General features: G+C 68.1%; 21 protein-coding genes. 11 read left to right on the top strand and 10 right to left on the bottom strand.

Annotated features, from left to right (window positions below):
• The first annotated feature begins 374 nt into the window (after positions 1 to 374).
• The gene (locus tag PMI12_RS09515; protein WP_007831472.1) at positions 375 to 1,265 is read left to right on the top strand and encodes a TauD/TfdA dioxygenase family protein; all 891 of its coding nucleotides are present in this window, start codon (positions 375 to 377) and stop codon (positions 1,263 to 1,265) included.
• Positions 1,266 to 1,293: 28 nt separating this feature from the next.
• On the opposite strand, the gene PMI12_RS09520 is transcribed toward PMI12_RS09515, so the two are convergent.
• Complete coding sequence (locus PMI12_RS09520; RefSeq protein ID WP_007831474.1) at positions 1,294 to 1,686, bottom strand: DUF5329 family protein; 393 nt, start codon at positions 1,684 to 1,686, stop codon at positions 1,294 to 1,296.
• 113 nt (positions 1,687 to 1,799) lie between these two features.
• On the opposite strand from PMI12_RS09520, the gene hisN reads away from it, so the two are divergent.
• The 5 genes from hisN to PMI12_RS09545 are packed head-to-tail and all read left to right on the top strand — an operon-like array spanning position 1,800 to position 5,730.
• Positions 1,800 to 2,588, top strand: coding sequence for a histidinol-phosphatase (gene hisN / locus PMI12_RS09525; protein WP_007831476.1), 789 nt, complete (start codon positions 1,800 to 1,802; stop codon positions 2,586 to 2,588).
• 12 nt (positions 2,589 to 2,600) lie between these two features.
• Entirely contained in the window at positions 2,601 to 2,795 is a 195-nt protein-coding gene (locus tag PMI12_RS09530; RefSeq protein ID WP_007831478.1) for a DUF2905 domain-containing protein, read from the top strand.
• A gap of 17 nt (positions 2,796 to 2,812) precedes the next feature.
• A complete protein-coding gene (locus PMI12_RS09535; RefSeq protein WP_007831480.1) occupies positions 2,813 to 3,739 on the top strand; it encodes an ROK family protein in 927 nt (308 codons plus the stop codon).
• 24 nt (positions 3,740 to 3,763) lie between these two features.
• On the top strand, positions 3,764 to 5,287 hold the full coding sequence (locus PMI12_RS09540; protein WP_007831482.1) for a tetratricopeptide repeat protein: 1,524 nt from the start codon (positions 3,764 to 3,766) through the stop codon (positions 5,285 to 5,287).
• Entirely contained in the window at positions 5,284 to 5,730 is a 447-nt protein-coding gene (locus tag PMI12_RS09545) for a DUF1877 family protein (protein ID WP_007831484.1), read from the top strand. The genes PMI12_RS09540 and PMI12_RS09545 overlap by 4 nt, the downstream gene beginning before the upstream one ends.
• Before the next feature lie 7 nt (positions 5,731 to 5,737).
• On the opposite strand, the gene PMI12_RS09550 is transcribed toward PMI12_RS09545, so the two are convergent.
• Entirely contained in the window at positions 5,738 to 7,183 is a 1,446-nt protein-coding gene (locus tag PMI12_RS09550; protein WP_042673126.1) for an aminotransferase-like domain-containing protein, read from the bottom strand.
• A gap of 179 nt (positions 7,184 to 7,362) precedes the next feature.
• Here PMI12_RS09550 and PMI12_RS09555 point away from each other — a divergent pair, with 179 nt between their 5' ends.
• Entirely contained in the window at positions 7,363 to 7,695 is a 333-nt protein-coding gene (locus PMI12_RS09555) for a hypothetical protein (protein WP_007831488.1), read from the top strand.
• A gap of 103 nt (positions 7,696 to 7,798) precedes the next feature.
• Here the strand turns inward: PMI12_RS09555 and otsA are convergent, their stop codons facing one another.
• The 4 genes from otsA to PMI12_RS09575 all read right to left on the bottom strand — a co-directional run bounded on the left by otsA (position 7,799) and on the right by PMI12_RS09575 (position 13,136).
• Positions 7,799 to 9,184, bottom strand: a complete 1,386-nt coding sequence (gene otsA / locus PMI12_RS09560) for an alpha,alpha-trehalose-phosphate synthase (UDP-forming) (RefSeq protein ID WP_007831489.1) — start codon at positions 9,182 to 9,184, stop codon at positions 7,799 to 7,801.
• Positions 9,181 to 11,103, bottom strand: coding sequence for a glycoside hydrolase family 15 protein (locus PMI12_RS09565; RefSeq protein ID WP_007831491.1), 1,923 nt, complete (start codon positions 11,101 to 11,103; stop codon positions 9,181 to 9,183). The genes otsA and PMI12_RS09565 overlap by 4 nt, the downstream gene beginning before the upstream one ends.
• Positions 11,100 to 11,891 carry a trehalose-phosphatase gene (gene otsB, locus PMI12_RS09570; protein ID WP_007831492.1) on the bottom strand — a complete coding sequence of 264 codons (792 nt, stop codon included), beginning with the start codon at positions 11,889 to 11,891 and terminating at the stop codon, positions 11,100 to 11,102. The genes PMI12_RS09565 and otsB overlap by 4 nt, the downstream gene beginning before the upstream one ends.
• An 81-nt stretch (positions 11,892 to 11,972) precedes the next feature.
• Positions 11,973 to 13,136, bottom strand: a complete 1,164-nt coding sequence (locus PMI12_RS09575; RefSeq protein ID WP_007831495.1) for a hypothetical protein — start codon at positions 13,134 to 13,136, stop codon at positions 11,973 to 11,975.
• A gap of 163 nt (positions 13,137 to 13,299) precedes the next feature.
• On the opposite strand from PMI12_RS09575, the gene PMI12_RS09580 reads away from it, so the two are divergent.
• Positions 13,300 to 14,025 (top strand): OmpW/AlkL family protein, encoded by a 726-nt coding sequence (locus tag PMI12_RS09580; protein ID WP_007831496.1) that lies wholly within the window; start codon positions 13,300 to 13,302, stop codon positions 14,023 to 14,025.
• A gap of 22 nt (positions 14,026 to 14,047) precedes the next feature.
• Here PMI12_RS09580 and PMI12_RS09585 read toward each other — a convergent pair whose 3' ends face one another.
• Both PMI12_RS09585 and PMI12_RS09590 read right to left on the bottom strand, forming a co-directional pair.
• Positions 14,048 to 14,734, bottom strand: coding sequence for a glutathione S-transferase family protein (locus tag PMI12_RS09585; RefSeq protein WP_007831497.1), 687 nt, complete (start codon positions 14,732 to 14,734; stop codon positions 14,048 to 14,050).
• A 114-nt stretch (positions 14,735 to 14,848) separates the two neighbouring features.
• On the bottom strand, positions 14,849 to 16,882 hold the full coding sequence (locus tag PMI12_RS09590; RefSeq protein ID WP_007831498.1) for a lytic transglycosylase domain-containing protein: 2,034 nt from the start codon (positions 16,880 to 16,882) through the stop codon (positions 14,849 to 14,851).
• A 9-nt stretch (positions 16,883 to 16,891) separates the two neighbouring features.
• Here PMI12_RS09590 and PMI12_RS09595 point away from each other — a divergent pair, with 9 nt between their 5' ends.
• A complete protein-coding gene (locus PMI12_RS09595) occupies positions 16,892 to 17,509 on the top strand; it encodes a 5-formyltetrahydrofolate cyclo-ligase (RefSeq protein WP_007831500.1) in 618 nt (205 codons plus the stop codon).
• Positions 17,510 to 17,518: 9 nt separating this feature from the next.
• Here the strand turns inward: PMI12_RS09595 and PMI12_RS09600 are convergent, their stop codons facing one another.
• Positions 17,519 to 18,502: a LysR substrate-binding domain-containing protein gene (locus tag PMI12_RS09600; RefSeq protein WP_007831501.1), complete on the bottom strand. Its 984-nt coding sequence runs from the start codon at positions 18,500 to 18,502 to the stop codon at positions 17,519 to 17,521.
• Between the two features lie 173 nt (positions 18,503 to 18,675).
• Here PMI12_RS09600 and PMI12_RS09605 point away from each other — a divergent pair, with 173 nt between their 5' ends.
• Positions 18,676 to 18,993, top strand: coding sequence for a DUF2917 domain-containing protein (locus PMI12_RS09605; RefSeq protein ID WP_007831503.1), 318 nt, complete (start codon positions 18,676 to 18,678; stop codon positions 18,991 to 18,993).
• Between the two features lie 76 nt (positions 18,994 to 19,069).
• Here PMI12_RS09605 and PMI12_RS09610 read toward each other — a convergent pair whose 3' ends face one another.
• The gene (locus tag PMI12_RS09610) at positions 19,070 to 19,486 is read right to left on the bottom strand and encodes a BLUF domain-containing protein (protein ID WP_007831506.1); all 417 of its coding nucleotides are present in this window, start codon (positions 19,484 to 19,486) and stop codon (positions 19,070 to 19,072) included.
• A 91-nt stretch (positions 19,487 to 19,577) separates the two neighbouring features.
• Here PMI12_RS09610 and PMI12_RS09615 point away from each other — a divergent pair, with 91 nt between their 5' ends.
• A complete protein-coding gene (locus PMI12_RS09615; protein ID WP_007831507.1) occupies positions 19,578 to 20,348 on the top strand; it encodes a Crp/Fnr family transcriptional regulator in 771 nt (256 codons plus the stop codon).

The raw sequence follows: 20,348 nt of genomic DNA on the forward strand, positions 1-20,348 counted from the left end.
GGTTGGTATTGGCTTTTGGTTTTGGTATTGGCTGTTCCGGAGCCGAGCGCAGCGACGGCGCGTTCCAAATCCCTTCTGGCTGCGCCGAGGAGCGCAGACGCAGGAGGGATCAGGGCCGCAGCTGTTTGAGCGAAGCGAGTTCTGCGGACCCCCTCCGGAGTCGAGCACCGCAGGCTGCCCGTAGCGAAGCGAAGGGACGCAGACAGCAGGGTCGCCTTTTCTTTGCTTACTTTCTTTTGGCGAAGCAAAAGAAAGTGAGTCGCCTGCCGGGGCGAGACCCGGCCCCGGAAAGACATCAGCCCCTCAAAACAAAGTCATAAGCTAGCAACAAAGAGTTCGTTGGCGATCCAAACCCCGCCCCCTACATTCCCGGCATGACTGCCGCCCCCATCAGCGAGGTAGATGCCCCTTCGCAGCACTTCGAAGTGCACCCTTTCGATGCCCCGGTCGGCGCCGAGGTAGTAGGCCTCGACATCTCGAAGCCCATCAACACCGAAGACTTCGCTCGCATCCACCGCGCCCACCTCGCCCACCACGTCCTAGTGTTCCGCGACCAGCAGATCACCCCGCAAGAACACATCGACTTCAGCCGCCGCTTCGGCCCGCTCGAAATCCACGTGCTGCACCAGTTCCAGCTGAAGAACCATCCCGAGATCCTCATCGTCTCCAACATCAAGGAGAACGGCGAGCCCATCGGCCTCGGCGATGCGGGCGTCTACTGGCATTCCGACATCTCGTACAAGCCCAACCCCAGCCTGGGCTCCCTGCTGCATGCCCAGGAACTGCCGAGCGAAGGCGGCGACACGTTGTTCGCCGACCAGCATCTCGCATGGGAGTCGCTGAGCCCCGAGCTGCAGCAGCGCATCCTGCCGCTGAAGGCCGAGCACAGCTACCTCGCCAAGTACGAAGAGTTGCGCGCGAAGAATCCGTGGCGGCCCAAGCTCTCGCAGGCGCAGATCGACCAGGTTGCGCCCGCCGTGCAGCCGGTGGTGCGCACGCACCCTGAGACGGGCCGCAAGGCACTGTTCGTCAGCGAGCATTTCACGACGCGCATCGTGGACCTGCCGCAGGACGAAAGCGATGCCTTGCTCGCCGAGCTGTTCGCGCACAGCGTGAAACCTGAGTTCGTCTATCGCCACAAATGGGCGCTGCACGACCTCGTGTTCTGGGACAACCGCTCGCTGATGCACCTCGCGGCAGGTACGCCCGACCACCTGCGTCGCCGCCTCAACCGCACCACCATCGTCGGCGGCACGCCTTTCTGATTTCTCTTGCGGACCGACTTCAAGGCGCTCAGCCGCTGGTCTTCTTCGCGGCCTGCCGCAGCGCGCGCAGCTCGCTGTTGAGAAACTCGTTGGCGTCGCGCACCATGCCATCGGTCAGCTTCACCTTGTAGGCCTGCCCCGTCATCTCCGAGCGCGAGGCGCAGCGCTCGATGAAGTCTTCGGCCGTCACCAGTTCCTTTTTGAAGTGGTCGTACTTCGCCTGCATGTGCTTGGCAGCATCCGCGGCGTTGTATTCGCTGCCGTTGCGCATGAAGACCATGGCCGACATCTTCGAGACGCGCTGGATCAGCGTGTCGATCAGCTTTTCCTCCGTGGCGGAAGGGGTGGCGTGAGCCAGCAGGGCCGAAGCGCCGAGCAGGAGGGCGAGCCACGCGCTCCGCAGGAATCTGAATGAAGTCATTTGTCGTGTTCCCTGGCAATTTCCGGGCCATGCTAGGGCTGGCGCCACTGCCGTGTCAAACCCGGCCCGGCTCGGGTCTAATCGCAGTTTTGGCACGTGTACTCCTCTCTCCCATGAGCTCCTCGACCCCCGATCTCCCGTCGATTGCCCAGGCGCTGGCCGATGCCGCGGCCGCGCAGTCGATGCGCTACTTCCGTACGCCGCTGGACATCATCACCAAGGCCGACGAAAGCCCCGTCACGCTGGCCGACCGCGCGGCCGAGACGGCCATGCGCGACATCCTTGGCGCTCGCGTGCCGGCCGACGGCATCTACGGCGAGGAGCATGGCCCCGAGCGGCTCGACGCCGGGCGCATCTGGGTGCTCGACCCCATCGACGGCACGCGCAGCTTCATCACCGGCTCGCCGCTGTGGGGCACGCTGATCGGCGTGCTGGAGGGTGGGCGCGTGGTACTGGGCATGATCGACATGCCGGTGCTCGAGGAACGCTGGATCGGCCACAACCCCAAGGACGGGGGCAAGGGCGCCACGCGCGACGGCCAGCCCGTGCGCGCGAGCGGCTGCACCGACGTGGCCAAGGCCCGCATCGTCACCACCTCGCCCGACATCTTCGCGCCGGCCGACTGGGCCGCCTTCGACAGACTCAGCCGCCAGTGCGCGATGCGCCGCTTCGGTGGCGACTGCTACGGCTACGCCCAGCTGGCGGGCGGCACCATCGACCTCGTGGTCGAAACCGGCCTGCAGCCCTACGACTACCTCGGCCCGGCCGGGCTGATCGAGGCGGCGGGCGGCGTCATCACCGACTGGCAGGGCCAGCCGTTGGGGCTGAAGTCCGACGGGCGGGTGATCGCGGCGGCAACGCCCGAACTCCACCGGCAAGCCATGGCCATTCTCTCGGCCTAGACTGTTGTCCATATGTTCCGCTGGCTGATCGTCGTCGTCCTGGCACTGGTGCTCATGAGCGGGCTGGCCGCCTGGCTGCGCCGCTTCGGCTTCGGACGCCTGCCCGGCGATTTCGAGTTCCGCGCCTTCGGCCGCGAATGGCAACTGCCGATTGCGAGCACGGTGGTGCTCAGCATGATCGCGGCGCTGGTCGCGCGCCTCCTGTAGACAAGAGACAAACAGCAATGAGAGCCTGCGTAGACATCGGCGGCACCAAGGTGGCCGTGAGCCTTTCCGCCTCGAGCGACGCGCCGCTGATCGGCCGCCGCAGCGAGCCCACGGCCAAGACCGGCGACAACGATGCGGTGGCAGTGCAGATCATGCGGATGATCGACGAAGTCTGTGCGCAGCAGGGCATCGATGCGGCGAGCATCGATCGCGTGGGCGTGTCGTCGGCCGGGCCTTTCGAGCTGCGCGACGGCCAGGTCGAACTGGCCACGCCCAACATCTGCGGCGGCATCGCCGGCCCGGCGCGCGGCCTGCCCAACACCTGGATGACCGCGCTGATCGAGGCCCCGCTGGCAAAGCGCTTCGCCCGCGTGCGGGTCGAGAACGACGCCGTGGCCGCACTGGAGGCCGAGCGCCATTGGGGTGCGCTCCAGGGCGTGGACGATTGCGCCTACGTCACCTGGAGCACCGGCGTCGGCGTCGGCCTGTGCGTGGACGGCCGCGCGCTGCGCGGCAAGAACGGCAACGCCGGCCATGCCGGCCACAGCTTCGTGGTGGACGACGCCAGCGGCGCGCTGTGCGGCTGCGGCAACGTCGGCGACGTCGAAGGGCTGATTGCCGGCAATTCGATCGCACGGCGCTTCGGCCAGTCCGCGGCCGATCTTTTCAGTTCGGCTGCGGGTGGCGAGCGGCATTCGCTCGAGATCGTCGATGCGCTGTGCCGCGTGATGGGCCGCATGCTCTACAACCTGATCGCCACGCTTGACCTGCAGCGCATCAGCCTGGGCGGCAGCGTGTTCTGGCACCACCGCGACTTTCTGCTGCCGAGGCTGCAGGCGCAGGTCGACGGCAAGCTGCCGCCGCTCACGCACGGCGTGCGCCTCGTGCCTGCCGGCCTGGGCGACAAGGTCGGCGACTACGCGGCGCTGGCGCTGCTCGACTGAACGGCCACGCGCGCCGGCGAAACCATGACTCAGCTGCCCCGCCGCCGCTCCTATGCCTACCTGCTGTGGCTGGTGGGCGGCTTCATCGGGGCGCATCGCTTCTATTTGGGGAGCTACCTGGGCGGCGCGGCGCAGCTGGCGCTGCTGCTGTACGGAATGGCGGGCCTGCCGGGATCGCGTTTCGGCCTGGTGCTCGTCCTGCCGTGGCTGCTGTTCGACCTGTACTGGATTCACCGGCAGCTGGCGCGGCAGGGTGCGGCCGGGGCCAGGAAGGAAGATGCCGCGGCCCGGCGCAACGTCCGCCGCGCCGCGGTGAGCGACGCCAAGGACTTCGACCTCGCCGCCCTCGCCGAAGCCAGCCGGCTGCAGGAGCGCTTCGTGGCCGCAGCCGAGGCCGACGACTGGGCCGGGGCCGTCGCCATCGGCGAGCAGGTCGTCGCCAGCGCGCGCCGCGTGTTCAAGGGCCCGCACCAGAACCTCGCGATGAGCCTGTGCATGCTGGGGCAGGCCTGCCACCAGCTCGGCGCCCTCGACAAGGCCCGGGCCTGCCTCGAGGAAAGCCTGTCCATTGGCCGCAAGATCGGCATGCCGGCGGAGGACATCGACATCGCCCGCAAGGCACTCGACCTGGCCCTGGCCGACATTGAGGAGCGCAAGGCCCGCGGCGCGGCATCCGACGAGCAGGGCGCATTGCTGAAGCTGCTCGAAGACCGCGAGGCGCGCTACCGCGACGCGCTGGCCCAGGGCGACCTGCCGAGTGCCGAGAAGCTCTGTGCCGAAACCGTCGCCGCCAGCCGCCGGCTGTACGGCGGCCCGCACAAGGCCGTGGTGCTCCACCTGTCCAGCCATGCGGAGCTGTGCCGCCGGCTGCACTGGAACGACGAGGCGCAGGCCGCGGCCGACGAGGCGCTGGCCATGGCCGGGCAGCTCGGCCTCGACGACAGCTGGCGGCGCGGGCCGACCAACACCCTTGCGCTGCTGCACGCCGCGGCCGGGCGCTCCGACGAGGCCGAGACGCTCTACAAGAAGACCATCGCCATGGCGGTTGCCGAGGCCCGGGGCGGCTCCAGCGACGGCGTGGTGCGCGCCTTCAACAACCTCGCGTTCCTTTACGCCGACTCTGGCCAGGACGAGAAGGCGGAGCTCTGCTACGCGCGCGCCCTCGTGCACCTCGACAAGCTCCCGCCGGGCGAGGGCGATGCCGAACTGCATTCCGACATGCTCAACAACTTCGCCGGCCTCTACATGGCGCGGCGCGACTTCGTCCGGGCCCGGGAACTGTTCGAGCGTTCGCTCGACATCCAGCAGCGCGACTGCCGCGGCATCTCCCCGGCGGCCGCCACCGCCCACAACGACCTGGGGCTGATCGCGCAGGAAGAGGGCGACCTGCGCCAGGCGCTGGTGCACTTCAAGCGCACGCTGCTGCTCAACCAGATCTGCTCGCCCGACCACTTCAGGAACATCGACAACGCGCAGCGCAACATCGACAGCGTGAGCATGGCGCTCGCGGCCGTCGCACGCGCCGCACGCATGGAGCCCAGCACTTGAGCATCGGCGCCGCCTTCTACGCCCTCGACCGCTACCGGCTGCGCGCGCTGGTGATCGATCCGTCCACCGTGTCGGACTTCCTGCACTCGGCTGCCGAGCAGGGCGGTCCGCACGATAGCCAGACGGTGGAACAGGCCTGGGACGTGGTACGCACGCTGATGCCCGAGGCGGTGGATGGCGAAGAGCTCGAAGGCACCGACGGCCTGGGCTGCATCTATCTCACGGCGGCCCACGTGGAGCGCGCGGCGGCGCGGCTCGCGCAGTGCGACGTGGCGGAACTGATGGGCCGTTTCATGGGCGAGCCGGCAAAGTTCGCCGAGCTCTACTGGGCCAGGGTCTGGCAGGACGGCACACAGGATCTCGCGGGCTTCATGGAAGGCGTGAAGCGATTCTTTGCAGCCGCGGCCGCTAGGCGCGACGCGGTCGTCTTCTACATCGTCTGAATCGCAGCTAGCCCGGCGGCCGCACGGCCGCCACGATCTCGCCCAGCCGCCTCAGCCCCGCATCCACCGCCTTCGAATACGGCCAGCCGCAGTTGAGGCGCAGGTAGTTGTCGAAGCGCCCCGAGTTCGAGAACTGCGCGCCCGGCGCCACCAGCACGTGCTCGCGCAGCGCGGCTTCGAACACGTCCACCGACGAGCGCTGCGCCGGCAGCTCGACCCACAGCTGCAGCCCGCCGCGCGGCAGGTTCAGCCGCGTGCCGGCCGGAAAATACCTGGCGATGGCGTCCGCCGTCTGGTCGCGCTGCACGTGCAGCCGCTCGCGCAGCCGGCGCAGGTGGCGGTCGTAGGCACCGCTGGCGATGAACTCGCCCGCCGCGATCTGCGCCAGCGCCTCGTTGTTGCGGGTCTGCGCGTACTTGAGCATTTCCACCTGCGCATGCCAGCGTCCGGCGGTGATCCAGCCCAGCCGCAGCCCCGGCGCCAGTACCTTGTGCAGCGAGGCGCAATAGATCACGTTGCCCGTGCGGTCCCACGACTTCATGGCGCGCAGCGGCGTGTCGCTTTCCACGAGGTCGCTGTAGGTGTCGTCCTCGACCAGCGCAATGCCATGGCTCTCGCACAGGTGCACCAGCCGCTGCTTGTGGGCGTCGGGCATCACGCTGCCGATGGGGTTCTGCAGGTGCGGCACCACCACCACGGCCTTGATGTCGTCGTAGGTGTGGATGGCGAGGTCGAGCGCCTCGAGGGAGATGCCGGTCTGAGGGCTGGTCGGGATCTCCAGCGCGCGCAGCCCCAGGCTTTCGAGCACCTGCAGCAGTCCGTAGAAGGTGGGCGACTCCACGGCCACCGTGTCGCCTGGCTTGGCGATCGCGCGCAGTGCGAGGTTCAGCGCCTCGATGCAGCCGTTGGTGACGAGCACTTCGTCGGGCGGCACCGTCATGCCGACGCGCAGGTTGCGCTGCGCCAGCGCCTCGCGGAACTGCTCGTGGCCTTTCTGCGACGAGGCGGTGGTCAGCAGCTCGGGCCGCTGGCGCAGCGCGCGCGTCATCGAGTTGCGCAGCGCCTCGGCCGGATAGAGCTCGGGGGCCGCGCGGGCGATGGCGAAGTTGAGCTTCACGCCGGTGTGCCGGCCGCGCGCCATGAAGTTGGCCATGCGCGCCCGCATGCTGACGAACTGCGCCGGATCGGGCGGCACGCCAGCCACCGGCTCTTCCATCGGCGCGATGGCCAGCCGCTGCGGCCGCCGCACGAAATACCCCGAGCGGTCGCGTGCCTCGACCCAGCCGTCGCTCTCCATCGCGCGGCAGACCTGCAGCGCGGTCGACAGGCTGATGTCGTGCAGCCGCATCAGGCTGCGCAGCGACGGCATCTTGTCGCCCTGCTTGAGCGAACCAATGTGGATCGCGTCCACGTAGTGCGCGGAGAGCTGGCGGTAGAGCGGTAGCGAGTCCATGGCGTCGATGTTCCCCGCATCGGGCATCCGAAAACAGATGCAGTTGCTCGGGAAAACGACCATAACAGATGCGTTCACAGCCGGGCTGTTCCGGTCGCAATAGCCGTGGCGTGTGCCTGTTTTTTGAGTGGCCGGATTTCTACGATCGATACCCGAATCACCGCTTTTCAAGGCACGCCATGATCACCACGCTCACCTCCGCACCTGCCTCCGTCATCCTGGAGCCGGGCCAGTCCCTGCGTACCGCTGTCGATGCCGGCACGTGGCTGCAGGTGGCCGAGGGCCGGGTGCGCGTAGTGTCCCCGCCCGGGTGGTTCGGCGAGACGGTGTTCATGGCGCAGGCGGTGCTGAACGAGGGCGATGTGCATCACCTGGCGCATGGCGGCTGGATCGAGGTGTCTGCGCTGGCGACGGCGCATCTGCGGATTCATGCGCCGGCGGCGGGGCTGGTTTCAGGACCCGAACAGGGCCGGCCGGTGATGCGTTTCGTGCGCTTGCTCACTGGCTGGTGAGCGTCTCATTCCGTGGCGTGTGCGAAGGACACCGGGTGCTCCCTCCCGCGAATGTCCCCCGGTCGGTGTGAGCACGCCCCCGAACTGAACTGAACAGACAGTTTCAGCGCTCGCTCGCAGCCTCCCGCAGCGCATCCAGAAAGCTCCGGCGCCACCAATGGATGTCCTGCTCGCGAATGCGAGACAGCAGCTTCTGGTGCCGTTCGCGCCGCTCCTCCAACGGCATCTGCAGCGCCTGCTGCACCGTCTCGGCCGTGCCATGGGTGTCGTACGGATTCACCAGCAGCGCTTCCTTCAGCTGCTCGGCCGCGCCGGCAAAGCGCGACAGCACCAGCACGCCCGGGTCGGCCGGGTCCTGCGCCGCGATGTATTCCTTGGCCACGAGGTTCATGCCGTCGCGCAGCGGCGTCACCAGCCCGACGGCCGCCGCGCGGCACAGCCCCGGCACGCGCTTGCGCGCCACCATGCGGTGGATGTAGCGCACCGGCATCCAGTCGAGCTCGCCGTAGTCGCCGTTGATGGCGCCGCACAGCGATTCGAGCTCGCGCCGGATGTCGCCGTACGCATCGACCGTCTCGCGCGTGGGCGAGGCGATCTGGATCAGCGTCGCGCTGCGCCGGTTCTCGGGGTAGTTGGCCAGCAGCTCGCGGAATGCGCGCACGCGCTGCGGAATGCCCTTGGAGTAGTCGAGCCGGTCGATGCCCAGCAACAGCCGGCGGCTCGAGTACTCGCGCTTCATGGTCTCGTACATGTCGCGCGACTCCTTCGCGTGCGTGAGCGCCGCGAACTCGTCGACGTCGATGCCGATCGGGAAGGCGTTGCTGCGCACCGTCTGCCCGTAGGCGCGGTACATGTCGTTGCCCAGGTACTCGCCGTGGGCCTCGTTGCGCACGTAGTGTTCGAAGTGCTGCACGTCCTGCTGCGCCTGGAAGCCGATCAGGTCGTAGGAGAACAGCGAGCGCATCAGCCACGCGTGCTGCGGAATGGCCGCGGTGATGATCTGCGGGGGCAGCGGAATGTGCAGGAAGAATCCGATGCGCTGCCTGCAGCCCATGGCGCGCAGATCGGCCGCCAGCGGGATCAGGTGGTAGTCGTGCACCCAGATGATGTCGTCGTCCTTCAGCAGCGGCAGCAGCTTGCGCGCGAACAGCTGGTTCACGCGCCGATAGCCGCCGATGAAGCCGGCGTCGAAGTGAGCGAGGTCCAGGCGGTTGTGGAACACCGGCCACAGCACGTCGTTGCTGTAACCGAGGTAGTAGCTGTCGTGGTCCTCGCGGCTCAGGTCGATGGTGGCCAGCGTGACCTGGCCGGCCTGCTGCCTGTGCAGTTCGCCTTCGCCGGTCGGGCCACCCTCGACGATCTGTCCGCTCCAGCCGAACCACAGGCCGCCGCTTTGCTGCAGGCTCTCGCCGAGCGCCACGGCGAGGCCGCCGGCCGCCGGCTTGCGCGGGTCCGCCACGCGGTTGGAGACGACGACGAGTCGGCTCATATGCAGGAATCCCAGGGCGCCGACAGGCGCACGGCCGCATTGATGATGCCGACCATCGAATAGGTCTGCGGAAAGTTGCCCCACATCTCGCCCGTGACCGGGTGCGTGTCTTCCGACAGCAGGCCCAGCGGGTTGCGCGCCGCGAGCATGGTCTCGAAGATCTGGCGCGCCTCGGCCTTGCGGCCGATCTTGGCGAGCGCGTCGATGCGCCAGAAGGTGCAGATGTTGAACGCGGTCTCGGGCTTGCCGAAGTCGTCGGCCGCCTCGTAGCGGCGCATGTAGGGGCCGTCGCACAGCGACTTCTCCATGGCGTCGACGGTGGAGATGAAGCGCGGGTCGCGCGCGTCGATCAGGCCCACCTCCACCATCAGCAGGATGCTCGCGTCGAGCTCGTGGCCGCCGAAGCTTTCGGCGAAGGCCTGGCGCTCCTCGCACCACGACTTGGCGAGGATCTCTTCCTTCATGCGCGAGGCATGGCCGTGCCAGTAGGCCGCGCGCTCGGGCAGGTTCAGCGCGCGTGCGATCTTGGAGAGCCGGTCGCAGGCGGCCCAGCTCATCAGCGCCGAGCTGGTGTGCACGCGGGCGCGCGTGCGCAGCTCCCACATGCCGGCGTCGGGCGTGCCGTACACGCGCACCGCCTGCTCGCCCACCGCCTCCAGGTGCGGAAACTCCGCCACGCCCGCGCGGCTGAGCAGCCGATGGTCGTGGAAGGCCTGTGCCGCACCGAGCACGATGTTGCCGTACACGTCGTGCTGGAAGTGCTCCTGCGCCTGGTTGCCCACGCGCACCGGACCCATGCCGCGGTAGCCCGGCAGGCCTTCGACGAAGGACTCGGGCAGCTCGCGCTCCAGCCCGATGCCGTACAGCGGCTGGATGTGCTCGCCGTGCGAGCCGATCACCACGTTGCCGAGCCAGCGCAGGTAGTCTTCCATGGTGCCCACTTCGCTCAGCGAATTGAGCGCGCGCACCACGAAGAAGGCGTCGCGCAGCCAGCAGTAGCGGTAGTCCCAATTGCGCTGGCTGCCCGGCGCCTCGGGGATGCTGGTGGTCATGGCGGCCACGATGGCGCCAGTGTCCTCGTACAGCGAGAGCTTGAGCGTGATGGCCGCGCGGATCACCGCCTCCTGGTACTCGAAGGGAATGGCCAGGCGCTTGCTCCAGGTGCGCCAGTAGGAGATGGTTTCCTGCTCGAACTTGCGCGCGGTGTCGGCGATGCCGTCGAGCAGCGTCTCGTCCACGCCGAACATGAAGTTGTATTCGCGCGAGATCACGAAAGGCTGGCGCGCGAGGATGTGCGAGATCGAGGCGTCGGTGTTCAGCCGCAGCGTCACGTCGGGACCGACGTAGCGGATGTGGTTGCTGCCGCGCGTCACCTCCTCCGGCGCCACGGCGCCCCATTGGAAGCGCGGGTCGAGCGACACGCGCACGCGCGGCGCTCCGGCGATCGGCCGCACGCGGCGCACCATCATCAGCGGGCGGAAGTAGCGTGAGCGGCTGTAGAAGCGCGGCGCGAAGTCGGTGATCTCGATGCCCTGGCCCGCGCTGTCGAACAGCTGCGTGCGCAGCACCGCGGTATTGGGTTCGTACCACTGCTTGCTGGAGGCGAAGTCCTCGATCTCGATGGCCCAGGCGCCGGCGTCTTCGCCGGGATGCAGCAGGGCATTGAAGACCGGATCGCCGTCGAAGCGCGGCAGGCAGCACCACACGGCCCGGCCGCGCGCGTCGATGAGCGCGCTGTAGGCGCAGTTGCCGATCACGCCCACGTTCAGCGAAGGTTCGGCCGGCGGCGCGAAGCCGCGCGTTCCGGGCGCGGCGGCCGCCTTTGCATCGACGGGGGCCTTGTCGTCGGGACCGGCGGCACCGGCCAGCGCCTCGCCCGCGCGGTCTTCGGGAGCCTCCATCAGTTGTCGTTCTCTCATCGGGGGCTCCTCGGGGGTTCGGTGTTCTTGTTTTCGGGGGCTGTCAGCAGGTCGCGTGCCTGCACCAGCCATTCATAGACGTCGCGCGGCGATTCGAGGCGGTGCAGCGCCAGGCTCGGCCCGGAGCCGACCTTGACGGCGATGCCGCCGCGCGGCTGTACCACGGCAAAACCGGTTTCGTCGGTGGTGTCGTCGCCGAGGAAAACCGGCGTGCGGCCCGCGAAGGGCGCTTCGCTCATGAAGGCCTCGATGGCGATGCCCTTGTGCACGCCGGCAGGCTTCACCTCGAAGACGAACTTGCCGTGCATCAGCTCGAGCTGCGGTTCGTGCGCGATGGCGCGCGACATCGCGTCGCGGCACACCGCCTCGAGCTGCGGCGCGAGCCGGTAGTGCAGCGCGATGGCGGCGTGCTTGCGCTCCACCAGCAGGCCTTCGTGCACACGCGCGAGTTCGTTGGCGATGTCGAGGATGGACACGAGGTCGGGCGCGCGCTGCTCCTGCATATGGCCCTCGGCGTCGCGGCGCTGCACGCCGTGTTCGCCGGCCGCGGGCAGGCGCAGCGGGGCCAGGAAGCGGTCGATGGAATCGATCTGGCGGCCCGACACCACGGCGAGCGCGCCGCCGAGCAGGTCGCGCAGATCGCCCAGCAGGGGCACGAGGGCAGGAGGAATCTCGATGGCTTCAGGCGTGGGCGCGAGTCCGACCAGCGTACCGTCGAAGTCGAGAAAGAGGGCTGCGTCCCGGCCTAACGGAGGAGGCAACTGCAAGTTGCTGGAGGACTTTGGCATTGGGAAAAACCATAACACGCGCCATCATGCGCGCGTGTCGGCAAATGCCGAATCTCCCTTTGGCGTCAGCGGGCGGCCGTTTCAGGTTCGTGCCGGCAGCGATGCCGCGACGGCTTCCACCCGCGCCCGGTGAATCGCCTCGCCGATCTTCGGGCCGGTGGCACCCGACTGCTGCGCAGCCTTCGCCACCGCATCGGTGGCCACTGCCGCCGCCGTTGCCAGCAGCGCGAGCAGGCGCTCTCGCTGCGGGTAGGTCGCGTTGCCGAAGCCGGGCCGGCCGCGCGCATCGCACTCGCAGGCCAGCAGCGCCTCGGCGAAGCGTGCGGGCTTGCGGAAAGCATCGCAGCGCTCCAGCAGGCGCACCAGCCCCGTTGCATCGAGTGCGCCGCTGCCGTCGACGTGGCCATGCTCGCGCGCCACCACCTCGGCCAGCTCCCGGATGTCCACCGGCACGCGCCAGCGGTCGCACACCTGCTGCAGCTGCGGTTGTCCAACGCTGCGCATGAGGCAGGCGAAGCGCACCGCCAGCGAGGCCCGCAGGCGCGCACCGGCATCGATGGCCGCCATGGCTTGCGTGCCGGTTTCGATCCCGGGCAGCAGCACGGCCAGCGCGCCGCAGTCGCGCAGCACCTCGAACATGCGCGAGGGATGCGCTTCCATCAGGCCGCGCGACAGCTCCTGCCACACGCGTTCGGGCACCAGCGCATCGGCCTCGCCGGCCGCGACCATCTCGCGCATCAGCGCCATCGTTTCCGGGGCGACGGAGAAGTCGTCGAAGCGGGCCGCGAAACGCGCCACGCGCAGGATGCGCACCGGGTCTTCGCGGAAGGCGTCCGTCACGTGGCGCAGCACCTTGTCGCGCAGGTCGCGCTGGCCGTGAAAAGGGTCGGCGAGCGCGGCGGGCGTGGGGTCGAAGCGGCCGTCGGCGCCCACCAGCTCGGCCGGCAACGCGATGGCGTTGACGGTCAGGTCGCGGCGCGCGAGGTCTTGTTCCAGCGTGACGTCGGGCGCGGCATGCACGGTGAAGCCGCGGTAGCCCGGGGCGCTCTTGCGCTCGGTGCGGGCCAGCGCGTATTCCTCGCGCGTCTCGGGGTGCAGGAACACCGGAAAGTCGCGCCCCACCGGCAGGTAGCCCCGGGCCACCATTTCTTCGGGCGTGGCGCCGACCACCAGCCAGTCGTGGTCGGACACCGGGCGCTCCAGCAGGCGGTCGCGCAGTGCACCGCCAACGAGAAAAATCTTCATGGGTGCAGTGTAGGGATACTCCCGGGTTCAAAAAATAGAACGGTCGTTCGATAATTTTCGAAGCAAACCGGGTAATCGTTCGTCGACCGGACGAAATGAAGCGGCAGACACAAGCCAGCTCCCGAATCCGCGGAGGGATCTTTCAATCAAAGGAGCAATTCGCATGAAGAAGACGATGTTTGCGCTGGCGACTCTGGGGGCCTTGGCGTCCGGAAGTGCGATGGCGCAACAGGCCGGCAACTGGGTCCTCGGCACGGGCTGGTTCCATCTGTCACCGCAGGATTCCAGCAAGCCGCTGACCGTGACTTCGCCCATTCCGGCCGTGCTGCCCGGCTCCGGCGCGAGCGCCAGCGACTCCGACACCCTCGGCCTCAGCGCCATGTATTTCCTCGACAGCCACTGGGCGGTGGAAGGCGTGTTCGGCGTGCCGCCGAAGTTCAAGCTCGACGGCACCGGCACCCTGGGCCGCGTCGGCCAGCTTGGCGAGGCCCGCCAGTGGAGCCCGACCATCCTGGGCAAGTACTACTTCAACGAGGGCAACGACGCCTTTCGTCCCTATGTCGGCCTGGGCGCCACCTACGTCTGGTACAGCGGCGTCAAGCTGACCTCGAACCTGCAGGGCGCGCTGGCCAGCCAGTTCCACCAGTCGCCGTTTGCGGTCAACACCACGGCCAAGCTCGACAGCTCGTTCGCACCCGTGGTCAACGTCGGCGTGGCCTACCAGTTCGACAAGCACTGGGGCCTCTCGTTCTCGGTGTCGTACATCCCGCTGAAGACCAAGGCCAGGCTGACCACGACCTCGGTCACCGGCCTGCCGGTGGCCACCAGCGAGGCCAGCCTGAAGCTGAACCCCATCGTGACCTACCTCGCGGCCACCTACCGGTTCTGACCTGCCACCTGCCTCGAAGACCCTAGCGCCGGGTGCGGTAGGGCTCTTCGAATGGCAGGAAGTCCTTCTCCGCCAGTGCATCGTCGATCCAGGCCTTGACGCCCGGCAGCGCCTGCACGCGCTCGATGTAGGCCGTGATGTGCGGCGGCACCGGCAAGCCAAAGGTCTTGATGCGCGTGCCGACCGGTGCGAAGTAGGCGTCGGCGATGCCGAACTGGGCGCCGAACAGCATCGGGCCGCCGTGCGCCTCCAGCAGGCCGCTCCACATCTGCACGATGCGCGCGAGGTCGCTGGCGACTTCAGGCACCTCCTTCATCAGCCGCGCACCCACTTCGGGCAGCGAAGCCTCGATGTTCATGCCGCAATGGTTGCGCAGGCCGCCGAAGCCCGAATGCATTTCGGCGCAGACGCTGCGCGCGCGCGCACGGTCGGCCACCGACCGGGGCCAGAGCTGCTTCTCGGGGAAGGCTTCGGCGAGGTATTCGGCGATGGCCAGCGTGTCCCAGACGACGAGTTCGCCGTCCACCAGCACCGGCACCTTGGCCACCGGGTTGAGCGCGCCGATGGTGTGCTTGAACTGCGAGTCGGCATCGAACGAATCGAAGCGCAGCACGACTTCCTCGAATTCGATGCCGGCCTGCTTCATCAGCACCCAGGGCCGCATGGACCACGACGAGTAATTCTTGTTGCCGACATAGAGCTTGCGCATAGGGAGGCCTCCGTTCGTTGCGGTGATTCGGGGAAATGCCTTCGATGCTAGCCGGGCGCCGCGCCGCGATTGATGCCGAACGCGGCGCGAATTGATGCGGGGCCGTGTTCGGCCTCAGGGCAGGTCCTTGTTCGGTTCCGGCTCGGCCGCGTCGCGCGGCCCCACGCGGCCCAGGCGCTCCTTCAGCGACTGCGGCCGGCCGCTGATGATGGCGGCATAGTTGGTGGTGTTGGCCAGCACCTTCTTCACGTAGTCGCGCGTCTCGGTGAACGGCACGTTCTCGGCCCAGATGGCGGCGTCGAGTACCGGCCCGTTGCGCCAGTTGCGCGGTCGGCCGGGGCCGGCGTTGTAGGCGGCGGCGGCCAGCGCCATCGATCCGTCGAAGTCGTCGAGCGCGAGCTTCAGGTAGTTGGTGCCGATGGTGATGTTGGTCTCGCGGTCGTTGATCTGGCCGGGCGAGAAGTCCGACATGCCGATCTTGCGGGCCGTCCAGCGCGCGGTGGCGGGCATGACCTGCATCAGGCCCGAGGCGCCGACGCCGGAGCGTGCATCCATGATGAAGCGGCTTTCCTGGCGGATCAGGCCGTAGACGTAGGCCGGGTCGAGGCCGATGTCCTGGGCCTTGCGCAGCACCGTGTCGTGGAAGGGCATCGGGAAGCGCTGCTCCACGTCGACCACGCCCTTGGTGCGCTCACTGGTGTTGATGCAGCGGTCCCACACCTCGCGCTGGCAGGCGAAGTCGGCCGCGGCCAGCAGCGCGCGGTCGTCCATGCCGCCCTTGTCGTGCAGGTTGGTGGCGTAGTTCCACTCGCGCGTGCCTTCGGGGCGCAGGCCCATCGCGATGGCGTAGAGGCCGCGGGCGAGCGCCGGGTTGTTGCGCGCGGCGGCCTTTTCCTCGGGCGTGAGCGGGGCGGGGCGCGTGGGCACCACGGTGCGCTGGCCCAGCTCTTCGAGCGCCAGCATTTCGTAGAAGCCGCGCGAGCCGGCGATGCTCTGGTAGAGCTCGCGGGCCTGGGCGCGGCGTTCGTCGCCGCCGACGCTGGCCAGGGCGCGGGCTTTCCAGTAGACCCAGGTCGGGTCGAGCTGGGCGGTTTCGCTCATGGCGTCGATGGCGGGCGCCACCTCCTTCCACTGGCCCGTACGCAGGGCGGCGCGCACGCGCCAGCCGAGCATGTCGTCGGACAGGTCGCCGTTCTTCGTGACGTTGGCGAAATAGCTGCCGGCCTGCGGCCACAGCTTGATGGCGGCGGCGCGGCCGATGGTTCCCCAGAGCCAGTTGCGCTCTTCGGCGGAGAGCATCGGGCCCCACTTGCTGTCGAGCTGCGAGGCGGCCAGTTCGGGATCGGCAATGGCGACCTTGATGAGCGCCAGCACCACCAGCTCCTTGCGCGACTTGGCGGCCACGAAGGCGCGGCCGGTCAGAAACTTGGCCGAGCTGGCGTTGAGCTCGTCGAACAGCGGCAGCGCATCGGGCGCGGCGATGGTGACGGCGGCGCGCGCGGCCTGCGGGCGGTTGGCCTCGATGGCCAGGCGGGCCTTTTTCCAGACGTCGTTGGTCGACATCAGGCGGGCGGCGACCATGCGGTCTGCGGCGGTGAGGCAGCCGTCGTCCAGGTCTTTCTGGGCGAGCCAGCTGCGACGCACCTCGTCGGCCTGCGCCTGCGTGGCGGTGCCGCTGCGCAGCGTGTCGACCAGGACCGCGTAGCAACGCACCTGTGCATCGTCGCCCATGCGGAAGCCGTCGAGCGAGGCGGAGAAGTTGTCCCAGTCGCGGCGCTGGCCGGTGAGCAGCAGCCAGTCGTTGCGCAGGCGGTCTTCCTGGTAGGTGCCGGGGTAGCGCGCGAAGAAGTCCTGCACTTCGTTGGGGGCGGCTTCCTGCAGGCGTGCCTTGAGTTCCCAGTAGGCGGCCCAGGGTTCCAGCGCATGGCCTCGGGCTTGCGGCAGCAGGGCGGCCAGGCGGGCTTTGTCGCCGCGCTGGAAGGCCTGCTTCATCTGGATCAGCACGTCGTCGTTGGTGTTGCCGTTCTGTGCCGCGGCGGGCTGCTGCGAGAGCAACGCGGCGAGGGCCAGGACAGCGGAAAAAACGAGTGCGGGGGTTGTGTTGCGCGGGTAGGCGCGCTTGGGTGCCAAAATGCTTGGGAACTGCATCGGGGGATTATGGACAAGTCAAAGGATGCCGGCACTTCGGCGACGGCGAGTTTTCTGAAGGATCAGCTGCGCAAGGCATTGATCGCACAACGCCTGGCCATGCCGGACCGGCTGACACGCGCAGACCTGCTGCAGCGCGTGATGCGCATCTGGCTGGTGGGCCGGCCCGACACCGTGATCGGCGCCTACTGGCCGATCAAGGGCGAGTTCGATCCGCTGCCCGCGCTACATCGATGGAAGGAAGACGGCGAGCTGATGGAGGAGGCGCAGCGTCGCCGCATCGGACTGCCGGTGATCGACAAGGTCCACAAGACGCTGACCTTCCATGCCTGGTACCCGGGCTGCCAGATGGAAGAAGACGCCTACGGCATTCCCAAGCCCAAGGACACCGAGCTGATCGTGCCGACCCTGCTGTTCGTGCCCTGCGTGGGCTACAGCGCGGGCGGCTACCGGCTGGGCTATGGCGGCGGTTTCTACGACCGCACGCTGGCCGCGCTGGAGCCGCGGCCGTTCACGGTGGGGCTGGGGTTCACCCACGGCTTCCTTGAAGACTTCGAGCCAGAGGCGCACGACCTGCCGCTCGACGCGATCCTCAACGACAACGGCGTCGTCTGGCCAACGAGCTGAGCGGCTCGGTCAGTCGATGTTGTCGACGGTGTCCGGATCGGGCACCTCGCCGATGGTCTCGCGCGTGGTCACGGCCTGCAGCTGCAGCCAGTCGCAGAAGGCCCTGATCTCCGGGCGAAGCGCATTGCGCGGCCCGGCGATGAGCCAGTAGGACATCGGCGAGTCCATGCGGTGCTGCGGCAGCACCTCCACCAGGTCGCCGTTGGCCAGGCTCTCGGCAATCAGCGAACTGCGCGCCAGCGTCACGCCCTGGCCGGTGAGCGCGGCCTGCACCATCTGGTAGGCGTAGTTGAAATAGAGCCAGCGCTTGGGCTGTGCGCGCTCCAGCCCGTTCACCTCGAACCAGCGGCGCCAGGTCAGCCACTCCAGGTGCGTGCGGTGCGCGTCGCCGGCCTCGATCAGCGTGAACCGGGTGATGTCCGCGGGCGTCTTGATGGGCGGGTTGCTCTTCAGCAGCCAGGGGCTGGCCACGGGTGTCAGCGTTTCGCCGAACAGGCGCACGGCGCCGGCGGGCATGCTTTCACGAGGGCCGTAGCGCAGGGCGATGTCCACGTCTGCCACTTCGAGGTCGACCGCGACGTCGCTGGCGTCGATGCGGATGTCGATCTCGGGGTTGTCGCGCTGGAAGGCCTCCAGCCGCGGGATCAGCCACATCGAGGCGAACGAGGCAAAGGTGGTCAGCGACACGCTCTGGCGTCCCGCGCTCTGGCGGATCTGGCGCACGGCCATGTCGATGCGCGGCAGCGACTGCTGCACCGCCAGCAGCAGCAGGGCGCCGGCGCTCGTGAGCTCCACCGCGCGCGTATGGCGCAGGAACAGGGCCACGCCCACCTCTTCCTCGAGCGATTGGATCTGGCGGCTCACGGCCGACTGGGTCAGCGCCATTTCTTCCGCTGCGGCGCGGAAGTTCAGGTGCCGGGCCACCGCCTCGAAGGCGCGCAGGTGCCCGGCGGAGATCGGGCGGGAGCGCAAATGGGTCTGCGAATGTTGCATGGGTATGACTTTGGAGGGCGAGTCGGCGTCCAGGTCGATTGATGCTGAACACGCATCAGTAGGCTAACTCGTTTTCATTGGACCGCCAACGCCGTAGAAACGATCATTCATTCCCGAACTGCGCTATTGCCTCTTTCTGTCAAGCGCTTCGGCAAAGCCCAAGGAGTTACACCATGTCCACCGCTGTCTGCACCACCGAATCGTTCTCGCCCGTGTCCGTTCCTGCCCGCGCCGCCGCCGTTCCGCCGGCCGTGCGCCGTGGCGCCTGGCAGATCGCGCCCGGCGAGGCGATGAGCCTGAAGGCACGGTCGGCCAGCATCCTGCGGGTCAAGCAGGGCCGGGTGTGGATCACGCCCGACGCCACGCTGCGCAATCCCAGCGAAGACCTGGTGCTCGCACCCGGCGAATCGCTGACGGTGGCCGCGGGCCAGCGCATCGTGATGGAGGCGTGGGACGGCTACGGCGCGACCTACAGCTGGGACAACGCCTGATCGACCGACCGCCTCCAGGAGCTGAAAAAGCGGCCTTCCGGCCGCTTTTCTCTTTTTGGGGAGCCAGCCGCTCCATTCAGCAGTTGATGTCGAAGCTGGGCCGCAGGTCCAGGAAGTGCCGAAGGGCCGCCTCGCCGTCCAGCACGTGCACGCCGGCCATCAGGTCGAGGCCCTCGCATTCGGCCAGCCCCATGCCGAAGCCGCTGTAGCGGCGGGCCTCCAGGGGGGCCTCGTAGAGCACCCTGACGTCGACATGGCGCGGATCCTTCTCGATCTGCCGCATCAGCATGTCGACGGCCTCGCGCGGGCCTTCCAGGTGCTGGCAGAAACGCAGGCCGTCGAACACCAGCAGCCCCGTGATGCCGCGCTCCGCGTTGCGCGCGCGTGCCTGGGAAGTGATCGACCCCACGGTAGCCGGGGACTGGTCCTGGGCCAGCGTGCTGCAGTAAAGGACCTCGTGGAGCGGGAGTTTCTGCGGTTGTTCGTCTGTCATGCGTCTGGTGAGGGGAGGACATGCGCAGTGTAGGAAAGCCGGGGACGCCGCGAAATGTCAAAAGACACAGGCGAACGGCCTATAGTGAAGCGTGAAATTCGAGGACTACCCCGTTGCCGCGTCGCCTCCCCAGGGCATGAATCCGTGCGACCAATGCGTATTGCGCCGCCTCGATGCATTCCTGCCGGTCTCGGGCGAAGAACTCGCGACCATCCAGGCGTTTCGCGTCGGCTCCCGGCGGGTGGAAGCCGGCAGCTCGATCATCGACGAGCACCGGCGCAGCCCGCAGCTCTTCACCCTCTATTCGGGCTGGGCCTTTCGCTACAAGACCTTGAGCGACGGCCGGCGGCAGATACTGAGCTTCCTGCTGCCCGGCGACTTCCTCGGCCTGCAGGACGAGTTCGCCGACGGCCACACGCACGGCGTGGAGGCGGTGACCGACGTCACGCTGTGCGCGTTCTCGCGCGAGCGGCTCTGGGAGCTGTTCCATGCCCAGCCCAAGCTCGGCTACGACATCACCTGGCTGGTGGCGGGCGAAGAAAAGATGGTCGACGACAGCCTCGTCACCTCGGGGCGGCGCAACGCCGCCGAGCGCGTGGCCATGCTGCTGATGCACCTGTACCGCCGCGCGGAACGCGTGGGCATGGTGCGCGACGGCTGGGTCGAGTTTCCGTTCAACCAGCAGCACATCGCCGACGCGCTCGGGCTCTCGCTGGTGCACACCAACAAGACGCTGCGGCGGCTGCAGCGCCTGGGGTTCTACAAGATCGACGCCGGCTGGCTGCGCATCATGGAGCCGCATGCGCTGGAAAAGCTGGGCGACTACTTCGAGCGCCCGATGCGTCCCACGCCCCTGATCTGA

Origin of the sequence: Variovorax sp. CF313 (genome assembly GCF_000282635.1) — a bacterium.
Taxonomy (GTDB): domain Bacteria; phylum Pseudomonadota; class Gammaproteobacteria; order Burkholderiales; family Burkholderiaceae_C; genus Variovorax.